Origin of the sequence: Pseudobutyrivibrio sp. 49 (assembly GCF_900100545.1) — a bacterium.
Taxonomy (GTDB): domain Bacteria; phylum Bacillota; class Clostridia; order Lachnospirales; family Lachnospiraceae; genus Pseudobutyrivibrio.
The window spans coordinates 708,489-724,528 of the sequence record NZ_FNDP01000001.1; the positions used below are offsets into that span (position 1 = coordinate 708,489).

General features: G+C 37.1%; 12 protein-coding genes. 2 read left to right on the forward strand and 10 right to left on the reverse strand.

Going from position 1 to position 16,040, the window contains the following annotated elements:
• Positions 1 to 65: 65 nt before the first annotated feature.
• From BLP54_RS03225 to BLP54_RS03260, 8 genes are all read right to left on the reverse strand, one after another.
• Positions 66 to 1,433 carry a sensor histidine kinase gene (locus tag BLP54_RS03225; protein ID WP_090166667.1) on the reverse strand — a complete coding sequence of 456 codons (1,368 nt, stop codon included), beginning with the start codon at positions 1,431 to 1,433 and terminating at the stop codon, positions 66 to 68.
• A gap of 121 nt (positions 1,434 to 1,554) precedes the next feature.
• Positions 1,555 to 2,244: a response regulator transcription factor gene (locus BLP54_RS03230; RefSeq protein ID WP_090166669.1), complete on the reverse strand. Its 690-nt coding sequence runs from the start codon at positions 2,242 to 2,244 to the stop codon at positions 1,555 to 1,557.
• Positions 2,245 to 2,273: 29 nt separating this feature from the next.
• Complete coding sequence (locus BLP54_RS03235) at positions 2,274 to 3,011, reverse strand: hypothetical protein (RefSeq protein WP_090166671.1); 738 nt, start codon at positions 3,009 to 3,011, stop codon at positions 2,274 to 2,276.
• 72 nt (positions 3,012 to 3,083) lie between these two features.
• Positions 3,084 to 4,316: an MFS transporter gene (locus tag BLP54_RS03240; protein ID WP_090166673.1), complete on the reverse strand. Its 1,233-nt coding sequence runs from the start codon at positions 4,314 to 4,316 to the stop codon at positions 3,084 to 3,086.
• Between the two features lie 13 nt (positions 4,317 to 4,329).
• Positions 4,330 to 5,535 carry a hypothetical protein gene (locus tag BLP54_RS03245; RefSeq protein WP_090166675.1) on the reverse strand — a complete coding sequence of 402 codons (1,206 nt, stop codon included), beginning with the start codon at positions 5,533 to 5,535 and terminating at the stop codon, positions 4,330 to 4,332.
• 27 nt (positions 5,536 to 5,562) lie between these two features.
• The gene (locus BLP54_RS03250; RefSeq protein ID WP_090166676.1) at positions 5,563 to 6,396 is read right to left on the reverse strand and encodes a hypothetical protein; all 834 of its coding nucleotides are present in this window, start codon (positions 6,394 to 6,396) and stop codon (positions 5,563 to 5,565) included.
• 6 nt (positions 6,397 to 6,402) lie between these two features.
• A complete protein-coding gene (locus tag BLP54_RS03255) occupies positions 6,403 to 7,638 on the reverse strand; it encodes a DUF5716 family protein (RefSeq protein ID WP_090166678.1) in 1,236 nt (411 codons plus the stop codon).
• Between the two features lie 8 nt (positions 7,639 to 7,646).
• Entirely contained in the window at positions 7,647 to 11,180 is a 3,534-nt protein-coding gene (locus BLP54_RS03260) for a DUF5717 family protein (protein WP_090166680.1), read from the reverse strand.
• A gap of 170 nt (positions 11,181 to 11,350) precedes the next feature.
• On the opposite strand from BLP54_RS03260, the gene BLP54_RS03265 reads away from it, so the two are divergent.
• On the forward strand, positions 11,351 to 12,439 hold the full coding sequence (locus BLP54_RS03265; RefSeq protein ID WP_090166683.1) for a pyridoxal phosphate-dependent aminotransferase: 1,089 nt from the start codon (positions 11,351 to 11,353) through the stop codon (positions 12,437 to 12,439).
• Between the two features lie 404 nt (positions 12,440 to 12,843).
• Positions 12,844 to 12,936, forward strand: a complete 93-nt coding sequence (locus BLP54_RS16375; RefSeq protein WP_143001980.1) for an AraC family transcriptional regulator — start codon at positions 12,844 to 12,846, stop codon at positions 12,934 to 12,936.
• A gap of 19 nt (positions 12,937 to 12,955) precedes the next feature.
• On the opposite strand, the gene BLP54_RS03270 is transcribed toward BLP54_RS16375, so the two are convergent.
• Both BLP54_RS03270 and BLP54_RS03275 read right to left on the reverse strand, forming a co-directional pair.
• Positions 12,956 to 15,187, reverse strand: a complete 2,232-nt coding sequence (locus tag BLP54_RS03270) for a family 78 glycoside hydrolase catalytic domain (RefSeq protein WP_090166685.1) — start codon at positions 15,185 to 15,187, stop codon at positions 12,956 to 12,958.
• Positions 15,177 to 16,037: a sugar phosphate isomerase/epimerase family protein gene (locus BLP54_RS03275; protein ID WP_090166687.1), complete on the reverse strand. Its 861-nt coding sequence runs from the start codon at positions 16,035 to 16,037 to the stop codon at positions 15,177 to 15,179. Before BLP54_RS03275 ends, BLP54_RS03270 begins: the two co-directional genes overlap by 11 nt.
• Between the last annotated feature and the right edge of the window lie 3 nt (positions 16,038 to 16,040).

The window sequence follows — 16,040 nt, forward strand, 5'->3', positions numbered from 1 at the left end:
CACTAATCATTAATGGTATATTAGCATTAAAATGTGTATTCTTCAATGTGAAAAATCAGAAAATTCTATGAATTTTCTTTGATTTTTGTGTCTTTTACCAACGATAACTCAAACCAAAATTCAACTCCGTCAGGAACGTTCTCAACACCGAATTTTTCGTGCAATAAATCCATAGTAGCTTTAACTACAGAAAGACCTATTCCACTGCCACCATATTCACGGCTTCTGGCCTTATCAGCCTTGTAGAACTTCTCCCAAATATGCTTTATATCCTTCTTTCCGATATTATTGCCTGAATTGAATACAATAATGCGAACCTTTCCTCTTTTCACAAAATCGTAACGTACAGTGACGATATTTTCATTAAGCACATAATGAATAGCATTGCTTACAAAATTAGTGACTACCTGTTCAACCAAGAACTCATCTGCATGAACGTAGCAGTCCTGCTTATTTATAAACTCGTAATTAATATTCTGGGCCTCAAAATTGATTCTGTTACTGTCAATGACACTATCAATCATTTCAGTCACATTAAAATCAACCATATCAAGATTCATCTGACCAGCTTCAAGCTGATTAAGGATAAGCATCTCTCTAACGAGGCGGTTCATCTTATTTGCCTCATCGATGATAATATCCAGATAAATCTTTCTGCTGACCTCATCATCCATGATGCCTTCCTGAAGACCTTCAGCATATCCCTGAATAAGAGCAATAGGAGTCTTTAACTCGTGAGAAACATTAGAAACGAATTCCTTTCGCATGTTCTCAGTCTCTTCCTTCAACTCCAAATCGTGCTTCAGGTTTTCATTAGCAAGTCTAAGCTGTTCGATAGCTCTCTTTAGAGTCGTAGACATCTCATTGACATGCTCGCCAAGATCATCCATTTCGTTATAAAGCCTCTGAGGATGATAGGTTGCTTCAAAATCAAAGTTTGAAATTCTCTTTGTAATATTAATAAGCTTAAATAATGGCTTGGTAAATTTAGCGATAAAGTATCTTCCAACAAGAACACTAATAATAGAATCTATGAAAATCATAGTTAAGAAAAACTTGTTGGTAATAGATGCAGTCTGCTCCAATGCAGAAGCTGTAGCCTTGATAAAAACAATGTTTCCATCAGGCAAAACTCCAATTAATACAAGAAATGTATCATCAAACTCTGAAAATTGCTGTTTGAAAATCTTGTAGTTTTCTGTAGTTTTAATAAGCTCATTATTGGCATCATTTGAAAGCAAAGAATAATTAAGTTGATTGATTAAAAGATCTGAATCAACGGAAGATGTTAAAAGAGATTGTCCGTCAGCACCTGTGACAACAGCTGCTACGTTAAATTGTTCAAACAATGCTATATTTTCGGGGAGATATTCACTATTGTACAATCTCCCGTTTTCACATTTTTCGGAAAGGATTGAAAAAAGCTCTTTCATATCCTTCCTCTTTTCATAAATATAATAATCGCCTAAAAAGCAGGATGTTAGGATGCTAACAACTATTAAAGATGTTAGTACTATCAATCCTAACAAACCTACAATTTGGCGATTAATTTTACTAGGCTTTTGCGTCAACTTCAAATTTATACCCCATGCCCCAAATAGTCTTGATGTAATTTCCCTTGTCGTCTAACTTGCTACGAAGCTTTTTAACGTGAGTATCGATTGTTCTTGCGTCTCCGAAATAATCATAGTCCCATACGTGATTAAGAATCTTTTCTCTAGAAAGCGCAATTCCTTCATTATTGATGAAATAATAAAGGAGCTCAAATTCCTTAACCGATAGCTCTACAGGGTTACCATCATTTGTGGCAACATGAGCATCAACATCCAACTGGATACCGCCTGCCTCAACAACTTTCTTGCCAAGAGAATCATCTGTACTTCTACGAAGAACAGCATTAACTCTTGCCATAAGAATCTTAGGTGAAAATGGTTTGTTGATGTATTCGTCAGCTCCGAGCTCGAAGCCATTAAGCACATCATTCTCTTCACCCTTAGCTGTAAGCATAAGAACAGGAATAGATGAAGTTTCTCTGATTTCTTTCAATACAGCGAAACCGTCAACCTTTGGCATCATGACGTCTAAAATGATAAGCGAAATTTCACTATCCATGTAGAACATATCAAGAGCCTGTTCACCGTTTTCTGCTTCTACAACTTCATAATCTTCTCTTACTAAATAGTCCCTGATAAGTTTTCTCATTCGGCTTTTATCATCAGCCACAAGAATTTTGTTTTTCGACATAACACCAACCCCATCCTTGAATTATATTATTAGTTACCTTCTATACCACTGACTTCAGCCTCCCTGGCATCAAGCTCAGCCTCACGTTCATTGAGCTCGCGCTCTCGCTCGTCAAGCTGCTGTTTCCAAGAAGAATACTCGTCAGTAATGGCCTCTTTGTAATTAAGTATTGTCGGGCTGTTAATAGTTGAACTGACAATGAACATGCCCAAAACACAAAATAGTAAAGTAAAAACACATACAATCAAAAAGCTGTTTACCAACCTAAGCTTTCTGATTACCCCAGAAGAATCTTCTGTATCGACCGTACTTTTTTTATCGGTCTTTTCTTTTATTAGTTTAGTGAGTTTCTTGGCTCTTTTTTCTTTAACCCTTTTTTCTTTGGCAGGCTCTTCCTTTGGCTGCTCCTCTGCCTTTTCCACAGTAGCCTTTACTGCAGGTGCAGGTTTCTCAGGTGGATTTTGCTTCGGCGGTGCCTGCGGCTTTGGGGCCTCTTGCTCCTCCACAGCATAGATTGGCGGAATCTGGTCTTCATCAAAAGCTCCTGTCGCAACCAAATTCTGCCTAAGCTGATTAAGAAAACCCATGCCTATCTGAGTAGAAAAAAGCTTCTGCGAAATAATCTTTTTATATATCTTGAGAACCTCCTGCTCATCAGCAGTCTTCATTTGCCCAAGAATATACTCGACGGCTTTAAGCTCCTTAGCAGCTTTTTTAGCACTATTCTCATCGTTAAAGATATATCCACCAATGTTATATTTAGCCATATCTTTCTCTCACTATATGATATGTATATAGTTATTTTAGCAATTTGTAATTAAAAAATCTATCTTTATTCGTTATTTTTGTTTATTTATTCTGACAAGTCCTAAAATTGAGACAATAACTCCCACAAATGTAACAAATGTAGCAAAATACAAAGATGCTGAAACTCCAAGTAAATTTATTATCATTCCGCCCAAAACACTGCCTATTAAACTGCTTATAGACATTGCAATTGTAACGAAGGCCTGTCCCTTAACTGCATCCTTCTCAGGCATAATCTCATCCACAAAATGAACGGATGCTGGAATAAACAATGCAAATGCCAGTGATTGAAACAGCATACTGAAATAAAGCATTCCAATAGAAGTGGCGATTGCTGTAAAGAATATCTTCAAAAGATAAAATATTCCGGATACAGCAAGCAGGCGTTTTGAACCAAATTTATCTCTAAGCACAGAGAAGAAAATCATGGCTGGCAATTCTACAATTGCCTGTAAAGCTAAAAGACCACCATTGGTAGCCTCATTACCACCAACATTAACAGTAATCTGATATAGGAAGTTGTTCACTACAATGTGTCCAAAGAAAATACAAACAACACCTATAAGATAAATAAAAAACATTTTGTATTTAATTACAAAATTGCGTAGACCCTTGTATTCAAAACCGTCACTCTTCTTCTCCGCCAGGGGATCAAATACCTCTTTTGAAGTTTTGCCTTCATCCTTTAGTTCCTTGTAAATCCATGTAACGATTCCCGTAAACAAGATTGAAACAAGGAAGCCAAATAGCGGTGCTGCCTTAACAGAAACTGTCTTCATGAAGAATCCAACTATCAGACTCATCAAAAAGAAGAAGAAAGAACCAGACGCTCTGGCAACTCCGTAATTCATTCTGTAGCCCTGTCTTTGAATGTAAAAATTCAGGGCATTTAAAAATGGCTGAATAATTGTAGCAAGCATCGCTCCAATTAAGAAGGTCACGCTGATAAGAAACCCCTTATGGACAGCCGAAAAAGCTACAAGTAAATCTAAAATACTCAAACCACCGAGAATTATTAGAACATCTAAAACATTGAAATTAGTAGAATTGTCTGTGGCTACAGAAACAACCTGCTGAACAATCGCAGCAAATAAATAAGCTAACGCAAAGAGCAATCCGATTGCAAAAGTCGAATATCCTCTGTTTGAAAGATAGGCACTACCCATACTTATGGCGCAGCAAACAATCATCCAATACATACCCTGGGCAAGAGTATATAGGGTATTTAGTCTAAACTCCTTGGACTTTTCGAACATTTCAATCATGAAGTCACTCCTTTCAAGCCTTTATCTTTGTGCTAGAACTGGTCCCACATAGTTTATCAACGGATTTAATAATCTCCTGAATTTCGGGGAGATAATGCTCATGTCTGGTCATAAGCCTGTCAATTTCATCTCTCTCTTCCTGAACGATTCTGCGATGATCCTCAAGTCTGTCTCTAATTTTCTTTCTTCTTACAACAAGCCTGTGCCTGCAATCTGACATGTCCTGCTTGTCTATCAATGCATTTACCTGATTAAGCCAAATCTTGTCATCTGCCAAACCAATGCTTCCCAAGATTCTTTCAAGCTTATCGTTGTAAAACTCCAAATCATCATTATTTTGTATATATCTCTGCTGGTCACGTACCTTATCCTGATACTGCTCCCAAACGTACTGAAGCTCAGCGGCTGTTTTTACAAAATATTTGTCCTTTGAATATTCAATACTATTAGTTACATTAACGTACTTCATTCGTTCTACGTTAAGCATGCTAATAGCCTGATTCAGTCGTATAAGTGCTGCTCTGGATTCTTTATTTATAGTATTTTGACGAAGGAAAATTACAAAACCACTAACCGCACAAATGAAAAGCACTGCGTAAATCCAAATGGACATGTCCGCTCCCACCGCATTGTACATAACATATAGCAAAATAAGTAAAGTGGTAAAAGATGTAAGAACAGCTATCGCCATACGTTTAAAGAGACGCCCCTGAGCAATCAGTTCTTCTCTTTCAATCTCCCAACGGCTCTTTTCACCTTCCAGGTAAGAAAGGCTTCTTTTAAGCTTAGACTGATATATTTCATCAGAGGCAAACCTGTTTATAATTTCAGGCATATCCTCTTCCTCGTCGGCAATTACAGAGAATTGCTCATCCGTAATGTTTCTTGTAATAGCTCTCGCCTCAAGGATGTTCTGCTCCAATTCGCAAATACGTATAGCTGTATTTCGCAAATCCTTAGCAGTATCCTTTGGAAGATTCTCTATGGCCTTGATATCATGAAGATATCTGGTAACAATTCTATATTCCATTTTTTGGCGCTCCATTGCCTTGGTAGATGCAATGATTTGCTCACAGGAATCCAGAATATAGTGTTCCAGCTTCTTAGGGTCTTCCCAACTGTCTATGCCTTCGATTTGAGTGTAGACTCTGTTAAAAGCATCATCAATCTTTGCGGCCCTGATTTCTCTTTTGTTTTTTCGTTTTGTAAAAAATCCCATAGTAAAATCTCCCCAACAATTACTAAATTATATTTTACAATACTTAATATACTCGTCTTTCCAGCTATTTACTACACTGCTAACAGCATTAACTGTTCCTTCCCTCTTATAATCGTCATTTATCAACTCATTAACAACTCTGTCAAATTCCAGGATATTTTCATTTGCTGTGGCAGTTGAAACTGTTTTTAGCACCTGATCCACATCTTCTTTTGAAACAAGATACTTTGTAACGTACTGATCAAAGGCTAACTTGTCCTTTGCACATCTTGCTGCATAAAGCAGACAATACAGGCTCTGCTTCTTTTGATTTCTTTTATAAGCCTCATCAAAGCATTTCATAGCTTCTGAGAAAAAGAATAATCGAGAAAATGCACAACCCAAATTATGATAAACATCTCCCTCAACTACCTTTGGCATATTCTTTGCTACATCGTCTGCCAAAAGAGTCTCGTACTCGTAAATCGCATCAACAAGCTTATCCTTTGCCATAAGTCTGTCAGCTCTCATCTTCTTTCTTTCAGCTTCTGACTTGTTCTCGAAGGTAGATATAATAGCAAGAATATCCTTAATCTCTTTGTTGGAAGCATAGCCATTGGAGCCCAGAATATGACCAATAAAAATGTGAAGGGGTGCATTATTCTGCACAAGTCCCTGTAACTCAGCTGCAAGCTTTGGCTGTTTTAACTCCCTGCCAATCCAATTACAAAGCTCTGGGCTCATCAATTTAGATGAAAGCAGATATACATTGTTAAGGATATAGTAGCTAAGCTCCTCCAAAGAATAAACATTAAGGGAAGCTTCTTCGATATAGTATGGCGTTGCAGATAACGCATTTTGACAGTAAATTAATGTGCTCATATATACCTACTCAGTTGTAATAGTGTGTTCCCAGCTCTTGCCTGAAGCTGGTGATATCTCTCCAAATCCAAGATCTGTAATAGTAATTGAAACTGCCACATCTGAAACAGGGCGTGCTTCAATACGAAGACGTGTAGTTCTGTTTTCTCTCTTTGGCATATCTGTAAGTTCCAAAACCTCAGAATGTGCTTCTCTCGATTCTGGACGTTGAATAAAAAATTCTATTTCAGGCTCTCCATCAAGGATAACCTCGCATTCACCCTTTACATCGTACCAGCTTTCACCGGCGTCAATAAGAGTGAAAAACTTCATAACGTTGTTTTCTAATATTTTGATTGAAAGATTAAGCTTTAGGTCGTTATCTCCAATGTAGATGAATGGCCAATCTCTCTTTCCATCTTTTATATAACCGCCGTAGCAGGCCCCCTTTGAATAAAGATTCTTTCCAAGAAATACCTTTCTACCCTTACATAGATGTGAAAGGCTTACCTTCATCCACTCACCATCAAAACCATCTCCAACAAGATATACTGATGAGTAAAGAGAACTGCCAAAGGTATCAGAAATAACCTGATCAAAAAGCTCATCCCTGTTATCAGTGATTTCACCATGATTGATTACATTTAAAGAAATCATCTGAGGACGTGTAGTCTGATTGCGGTGAAGTGTGCAAGAAACCATATTTGTACCACTGTAATCAAACAATGCAACATTATATAAAAAGAGCTCTGGTTTCTGAGAAAGGGCGTAATAATAAAAACATTCGCTTCTATCTATAAGCATTACATGGTTCTGGTCTATGCCAATCTTCGAAGCCACGTAGTTCATCAGTTCCATAACTTCTAAATTAATCTGCTGAACACAGATAACAAGCTTCTCTACGTCACTTAAAGCTGCCATTGGCCCTGGGATAGAAAAAAGCTTTTTGAAAAAGATAACCAGTAAATCTCTGGCTCCATAATTCTCGGAGTCAATTACTACCTGTCCATCTCTTAACGCAAGATTAAAAAGCTCCTCCACAAGAACAGCTTCCTTTAATCTGCTCATTCTAATGGCTTCCTCTCCAAAGAACCATTGTCCCATACCTATTCTCTTTGCAAGCACAGTTGGGATAGAGTAGTTTTCCTCGCCAAGAATGGTGCTTATTGTAGCAGGCTCTTCCATATTCGAATTGTAAATGCTAAGCACTGTATTCCTTGAACTAATGTCAATTCCTACATATGCACCTTCTGATATTCCCATAATACTCCTTAAATAGTTGAAAATAGTTCTCTGGTAACAGCATCAAGCCCCTGATAAATCTTTACATCCTCTGCCAGCTCATAAACCTCGTTATAAAGGCTGTGACGAGATATTTTATTCATCAAAGCATATCTGCCCTCAGTCTGTTCCAGCTCATCGCTCAGTACGAAGGTGTTTGCCTGAAGAGGCTCGTCAGAAACATCCTCACGATAAATTTCGTACTTAAGCTCATCACCATAGAATAATATGAACTGTTTTACATAAAGACCATCGTACATTTCAATCATATCCTCAGTGACCGCTGGTGCACCATTAATTGAATATGTAATATCAACAGCCTTTCTCTTGTCTGTGTTGAATTCTATAAAGTGCTTGTCATAAAGATGATATTTAACCTTAAGCTTCTCATCGCACTTTGCGAAGAATCCAAAGTACTGATTGCGAAGGATTGCATCTGCCAAAAGAATATCCAGCATGTTGTAATCCTCTTCATCTAAATCAGTACCTGTGCAAAGATATTTTAAAAGGGCGATTCGCATACTTTCTGATACATTAAGCCCCTTCTTAAATCTGTTGTAAATGTAGGCGAAAATCTTCTCTGGAGTGTCCGCCTGATTAGCAAGATAATCGTGAGCCTGATAATTTAAGAAGGCTTCCACAACCATCTTGTTATTTTTACGTGATACGTAAGTATCAAACACATCCATAATCTCTGGGCAAAGGAAATCTCTGTAGAGTGCCTGTGTGATTATTCTCTCGCCAAATTCCACTACATCCTCGCCCTTTTCAAAAGCGCTATTATAGATTTTTAGCATTAAGTCTGTAGGTCCCACAAAGAACTTCACAAGGTAACGAATCATATCAGTATGAATGTAGCCCTGTGAAATCAGTCCTGCTGTGAAAAGAATCAGGAAATCCTCTGATTTTTCAGGTTCTTTGTTAATCATAAACTGGCAAAGCTTTGTGGCTGCAGCAGGCTTGAGTAAGGAAGAATTAGTATGCCTAAGCATATAAAAAGCTTCCTCATACTTACTTCTGAGAATAAAGACCTCAAGCACAGACGCAATAACCTCGGCACTCAGTGCTTTTAGATCTGCCTCCTGCATAAAGTGCTTTTCCAAAAATGCTTCTCTGTTATTGAAACGAAGAATCTCTATTAGCTTTGGATAAATAGTATCAAGATACTCTGCGGATATCTGCTTTGATTCCATGATAAGCTCTGCAGCTTCTGCATCGACAGATGAATAATCCTTTGTTCCACTACCGTTTGCAAATCTCATTAATGCATAGGTAAGGTTAAGAGGACACAACTCTTTTAGCTTTTCTGTGTATCCGTCGGTGTTGATGATGTCCTCTGTAAAATATGCATCATCATCCACAAACAAATATCCATTATTATCCTCGAAAAGAACCACACCCTTGCTGCCAATATAATTAATATAGGCTTTGTGGTCTGATATGTTGGCAATGGTAGGTGCCTTAAACTCTTCCTGATAGAGAAATACACGTCTGATATCAGGGTTAATAACTGCCAGCTTTTTCTTAAAAGATAACTCAGAAATAAGTCTTGCAACTTCCTTATCAAAAATACCAAGTTCCAAAAGGCGCTGGTAACATACCGCCAAATTGTCATCCAAACGACCAAGCTTAAGTTGCTCTAACGCAAAGGCTTCTATAGCACTTTCATAATGCTCGTAGGTGTCATAATCCTCATCCTTGTGAAGGATAATGTTGGCGTAAAGCAAGGCTCTTTTATCGTAGGATAAGTTACTGTTATATTTGAAAAACATAGTAAGAAGCTGTGGCAACTTATCTACTGAGTAAGCTGGCAGAGCCTCCATATATGCCTCAAAAATTCCTGACACATGAAGATTAACCTCAATAGCCATGCCAAACCATTTCAAAAATTCTGGCTCAACATAAGGCGCCTTTAACAAATAAGTGACAATAGCTAAAAGCAGCTTCATGTCTGGATAAACTTCGTAGCATTCATCCAAAATAGGCAATACCTTTGGATTATAATTTCTCTCTGTCTCAAGAAGATGAATCATCTGAATGGCCATATCTTTAGTGATGGCCTTTTTCTTCTTAGCCCAGTTCAAAACCTTAATAGTAAGCTCATCAAAAGATGAAATCAGGTATGGATCCTGTAGGAAAATATAGTATGCCTCTATATACAAAAGAGGTGTATCCCAGCCAGCCTCCACCCACTTAGAAATCTCTCTGAGCTTGGCTGTAGGATTCTTAATATATTCCTTTCGAAGGAACAACAGGAACCAGAAAATATGAACATCATCCCTGTGCTCTTTAAAAATACCCTCAATATTTTCAGTAAGACGATCTACATAATCCTCTTCTCGCTCGATAAGTGTGCATACATAAAGAAGGAAGGCCCACTCTCTGCTACCCTTATCTTCTATGCTGCGCTTTAAATCCTGAATAATCCATAAAGCTTCCTGCTTTTGATTATTAGTAACATATAAAAATGCTTTTACCAAAAGAATAAAATTATCATTAACCGACTCCTCTGGAAGACTGTTAACAATCTCTAAGGTGTCAGCACACCACTGACTGGTGGTAACCCTGCGCAATCGAAAATCTTCGTATAAACGAAATGCCTGCAAAAGCTTTTTGTTCTGAGCAAACTCCTCTGATTCTAAAGAAACACCTTCTTTGTCGGCTGTGGCAAGGACAGTAATCTCTTTGTGGATATCACGATAATCAAAGGAAATCTTTGCGAAGTTAATACCTGCGTGCATTTTATCCTTATGGATGTAGTAGCTCATATTGAAAATAGAACCAAGGAAGAAATCTCCTGTAATATGTTCCTTTTCAACAGATATGAAATCCGCATCGCAGGTAACGGAAATATCTATAAAGCCCCATGTAGAACGGCTAATCTCTATTTCGCCCTTAACATTACTATCAACCTCATAGTAGGAATCCTGACGCTCCTGTAAATCGAAGGTCATCTTCGTTTTGAGTCCAATAGAAACCAAAAATTCATCTACATTGACAGCTGCGATAGGTGCAGCTTTAAAGCCTCTGTAAAGAAGCTTGGTACGTTTATCCTGATCCGAAATAAATTCTGCGAATCTGTCTGAATAAAATAAAGAAACAGCTTCTGCAAAATGATTTTGTGCAAAATCTGCATATTCCTGAAGGGAACGAATCTGTCCAGTGCTGCATAACAATGGACGCTTTACGTAAGTAATGGAAAATGGAAGCTTCTTTTCCATTCCCACAGTGACAATAATAAAATTACCCTTGAGACACTCTGCTGCTTTGTAATTGTAATCGTCCACAAGATAATCTATGCGAACACTGACACCATCAAACCATGGATTGGTAATTCGTACATACGGATTATCACAGTAAACAACACCTCTGGCCTTAACATCATTTGTACTCTTAAAATATATGCTGCCCGAAAAGGCATCATTAATAAAGCAGGTTTCTTCTATCTGCTCTGATTCAAACTCAATATTTGGTTTTAAGTCGTCGAATTTATCTTCGGAAATACGATAGATTCTTTTTCTCAAAACATTCTCCTCTTTTATCATGTGGGTAATACTAACCCAAGCATATTATTTATTAGTATAGCACAACATATAGTGTTTTCAAACGTATTGGGTAACAAAAATATGGATAAAATACAGACTCAGTGCTATTATATAAGGCAAGAAAATTTTAACCTTTAAGGAGGCTTTCAATGATAAAGCACAAGGATCATTTTCATGGAAGTGATTTAGAAAAAATAGAGCAGATTTATGGCATCAAAAAAGAGGACATCATTAGCTTTTCTGCAAATGTTAATCCCCTTGGAATATCTCCTAAGCTTAAGGATGGAATCGCAGCAAATATCGACTGCATCACATCATATCCAGACAGAGATTATGTAGAGCTAAGAAAATGCATTGCGGAATACTGTAATACAGAGACAGAAAACATCATCGTAGGAAATGGTTCCACAGAGCTTATTTCTCTATTTATCCAGATTGAAAAGCCTACAAAAGCTTTGATTCTCGGACCAACCTATTCAGAATATGAAAGAGAAATCGCCCTTGGTGGTGGAAAGAGCATCTACTATCCTCTTCGTGAAGAAAATGATTTTGTTTTAGATGTAGACCATTTCATCAGCAAGCTTACAGAAGATATTGATATGCTTGTTATCTGCAATCCTAACAACCCTACTGGAACAGCAATCAATAATCATGATATGCGAAAGATTCTTGATGCATGTAAGGAATGCGATATCTTTGTTATGGTGGATGAGACTTATGTTGAATTTGCTGAGAACATCAATGAGGTTTCTTCTGTAACTCTTACACGCACTTATTCAAACATTGCAATCCTTCGAGGCACTTCAAAGTTCTTTGCTGCCCCTGGTCTTCGTCTTGGTTATGCAATCTGTTCCAACACAGATTTGATGCAGACAATCAACCAGAGAAAGGACCCTTGGACAATTAACTCCATCGCAGTGGTTGCTGGAAAGCTTATGTTCTCAGATAAGGAATATATCGAAAAGACTCGTAATCTTATTGCGACTGAAAGAAATCGTTTATACGATATTTTTGATAAGAGCACACGTTTTAAGCCTTACTGGCCACATGGAAACTTCATGCTTCTTCGCATTTTAGAAGATGGTCTTACCAGCCAGGAGCTCTTCGACCGATGCATCAAAGAAAGTCTCATGATTCGCGATTGTTCTACTTTCCCATATCTGGGCGAGAATTACATTCGCTTCTGCTTCATGAATCCAGAGGATAATGATAGACTTGCTGCTCTTCTTTTGAAGTAGATAATATTTGAGCCTGCGGTTCCGCAGGCTCTTTTTAATCATATGTAATCACTTTTGCCATGTCTAACTCTCTCCTTTTACAATATATAAATACATTTTTAAAAACCTTCTTTAGCATACCGATTTAACAACTCATCTATTTTAAGATTAGTGCTTTCTATATTTCTTTTTTACTTCCTTTTCATCTTCCGTTCCATCCAATCCCAGGATTTTACGGGCCTGACTTTTATTCATTGATATTTAAAGCTCCATAGATTCGCTTAACGCTTTGTTCTCCTGTCGAGTCTGTTAATCGGTCCAATGTTTGTGTCCTCTGTACTTGTATAATGGTATTGTACTTCTTTTCAAAAAAGAAAGCACCAATCAACACACTACTCTTACAACAGAAAAAATCATAAAAAAAAATTGGCTACGAAAACTCTGCTTACTTTTACAGAATCTTCGAAGCCAAATATGGTCTATCGCCTAAAGAATATAGAATTAGATCAGGGCGATAAGACAGATTTTTTTATCCTATTATAATTCACAAATATAGCTTCCTTGAACTATTACCTCTTCACCATTAGGCTTTATCAATTTTCCAGATAAACCATCAGGCAATTTTACACTATAAAGACATTTATCATCCTCATAGTGCCAACCTACTTTAATAACTCCCTTTTCGGATTTATAAGAGACTTTTGCATATTGTAGCTGTTTGCTTGGTAGTGGATTTAATACTAACTCGTCAAATGTGTATTTTAGACCACAAACGCCCTCTATCAGCCACTCACAAATTGCTCCGTAGCTATAATGGTTTTGGGATGCTTTTCCATCCCATGTTTCCCAAACAGTTGTAGCGCCTTGACTTACTTCGTACAACCAACTTGGTTTTGTTTCCTGCAAAAGTAGCTTGTAAGCAGTTTCTACATAACCGTTATCGGCAAGTACTTTGCATAAAAAAGGTGTCGATAAAAAGCCTGTATTTAAATGAAAATCCATCTTTTCAACTAAGGCATTTAGTTTTTTAGCATTGATGCAAATATCTTTCTCATCTAAAAGCCCAAAAGCGATTGGCCTTACATAATCCTTTTGTCGATCAGACTCAATGATGCCATTTGAAGTAAAACGGTGCTGATATGCTTTTTTTGCTCCTTGGCTTATCTTCAAAAATTCTTTTGCATCTGCATGCTTTCCAATGATATCCGCCATTTCAGCTAAGAGCCTCGCAGAGTAGCTTAAATAAGCAGTTGCGACTCCACTCTTACCTTTCATATCTACTCCACTTGCAAATTCTATATCTGGTTCAGCCCATTCTCCATAATCAAGTCCTGATGTAACGTCATAAAAACTGTCTAAACTGCCGCTAAGAAGTTTTTTTATACAGCCTTTTTTAGCTCTTTTTCTGAGAAACATTAGCCACTTTTTCATTGCCTCATAGTTTTCACGAATAATCGACTGCTCACCATATCTCTTATACAAAGTGTGTGTAACAATAATAATTGCATCTCCCCATCCAGCAGATGCAGATAAAATCTTTCCAAAGAAACTTTCCTCATTGTTTCTTGGTACGATATTTCTAACAGCTCCAGATTTATATTGATTTGCTCTGCAACTTGCCAGCCATTTTTCATAAATTCGTCTACAATCCATTAAATATAGACCAGTATTCACGAAAATCCCTGCGTCACCAGTCCAACCTGCTCTTTCTCTAGTCGGACAATCCGTTGGTATATCGCAGAAATTTCCCTTCATGCTCCACATTGCATTTTTGAACAAAGTATTTAGCTTTTCATTGCTTGACTCAAAGCTTGCTGTTTCTTCCATATCTGAATACACAGCAATTGCCTCAAACACTGCATCCTCTAATAAAATATCTGTTTCTATTAAACAATATCTGAATCCGAAAATAGAAAAATGTGGTTTGTAAGTATTTTTGCCATCATGAGCTGTATACTCAACTCTTTGAAAAATACCACCTTCTTTGTGACGTTCTCCAGGTTGAAAATTTTCAATAGTAAACTCACCATTTTCATCTAGAGTTTCACCATGAGTCAATATGATTTTTTGACCAGACTTTGCATTAAATGTCATCTGAACATATCCTGCAATATTTTGACCAAAATCTATGACCGTTTTTCCAGATGGAGTTTTTATTTGCTTTCCCTTAAATCTTTCCTTCTCAACAATATGAGGATTATCAGTAAATATTAGATTGTTAAAGGAATAGTTCTTCTCGTATACATGTGATTTGTTTTCTTGTACGGTTTTAGAACAATCAATTACTTCTCCCTGACACATATCCGCAGACACAATTTCAGAATGAGGATAAGTCTCCCATGTATTATCAGTCTTCACAATAATCGAATCTTTAGAAGAAATCCACGCCAAAAGCCCTATATGGGTTCCAAAAAGATTTCTTGCGCCAGTAACACCTGCTGCACTTCGATACCAACCATCTCCAAGCAATACCTTAATAGTATTTTTACCTTTCCTCAAAAGACCTGCGACGTTATACCTTTGAACATATAGTTCCTTTTCATATTCAGATGTACCTGGAGCAAAAACAAAGTCTCCTATTCTATGATTATTAATGTATGCCTCATAGCATCCATGGGCTGTGATAAATAGTTCCTCGTTACCATTTATAGTTTTTACATCAAAAGACTTTTCCACCCACTTTGGTCTTTGTCTTTTTTCTGTATCAATTTCCTTTTCTGGTTCTATCCAATGTACTAAGTTCGATTTTAGTATTCCGCTAATGTTCATTAGAATAATTCTCCTGCAAAAATGCTATACTTTTCTCCAAAGATTCAATGGGATTATTGTTGACCCAATTTCTATGGCTCTCAAGAATAATTGCATCAACATTTTTTATACAGTCCAAGCCAAGAATCCTTTTTAATGGCATATTACCATGCCCTAACTCTATTGAATCTGATTTAAGAATTGGAGCAATTGGAACTTTTTTTAATCTTGTCCCTCTATCGTTAATGTGATAAAGAACCAATCGCTCCCCCAGTTGTTCCATCAATGGAATAAAATCAACACCAGCTTCTGCAGGCCAATATGAATCAAATTCTACCTTAACCAAATCAGGATCCGTATCCTTAAGTATCATTTCATATGCCGTATATTTATTATCAACCTTCAAAAATTCCACATTATGGTTGTGATATAGTAATTGCAAATCTGATTCATGTAGTCTCGAGCCTACTTTGTCCAATCTTTTTGCTAAAGACTTTACATCATCATAATTACCATAATCAAATCTGTACATTCCAGTTATTACTATTTTACTTGTGTCTAATTCTCTCGCCTTTGAAATAACTTCATCAATTCTATTTTCCAAACTTCCTAAATCGGCATGAAGACTAGTAGCTTTAAGTCTACTTTCCTTTAGCATATCGGGCCAATATATATTGGCCCCCTTACCAACCGGCATACCTGCCATTTTTGTAAGTAATCGAACTATAAATGGTGTACTCTCAATCATAAATAGATTCAATTCTATTCCATCGTAACCAACCTGTTTTATTCGTTTCAAAGTACTTAACGTTGTCTTCTCATCTTTACATGCAGATCCAATCATTATCTGTTGAACAGCTAAATTATTCATTAC

Bases quoted from the DNA above. Each gene is read 5' to 3' on its own strand.
- BLP54_RS03265 (WP_090166683.1), top strand. From the start codon at position 11,351: ATGATAAAGCACAAGGATCATTTTCATGGAAGTGATTTAGAAAAAATA.
- BLP54_RS03230 (WP_090166669.1), bottom strand. From the start codon at position 2,244: ATGTCGAAAAACAAAATTCTTGTGGCTGATGATAAAAGCCGAATGAGA.
- BLP54_RS03270 (WP_090166685.1), bottom strand. From the start codon at position 15,187: ATGAACATTAGCGGAATACTAAAATCGAACTTAGTACATTGGATAGAA.
- BLP54_RS03245 (WP_090166675.1), bottom strand. From the start codon at position 5,535: ATGGGATTTTTTACAAAACGAAAAAACAAAAGAGAAATCAGGGCCGCA.
- BLP54_RS03255 (WP_090166678.1), bottom strand. From the start codon at position 7,638: ATGGGAATATCAGAAGGTGCATATGTAGGAATTGACATTAGTTCAAGG.
- BLP54_RS03225 (WP_090166667.1), bottom strand. From the start codon at position 1,433: ATGAAAGAGCTTTTTTCAATCCTTTCCGAAAAATGTGAAAACGGGAGA.
- BLP54_RS03240 (WP_090166673.1), bottom strand. From the start codon at position 4,316: ATGATTGAAATGTTCGAAAAGTCCAAGGAGTTTAGACTAAATACCCTA.
- BLP54_RS03250 (WP_090166676.1), bottom strand. From the start codon at position 6,396: ATGAGCACATTAATTTACTGTCAAAATGCGTTATCTGCAACGCCATAC.
- BLP54_RS03235 (WP_090166671.1), bottom strand. From the start codon at position 3,011: ATGGCTAAATATAACATTGGTGGATATATCTTTAACGATGAGAATAGT.
- BLP54_RS03275 (WP_090166687.1), bottom strand. From the start codon at position 16,037: ATGAATAATTTAGCTGTTCAACAGATAATGATTGGATCTGCATGTAAA.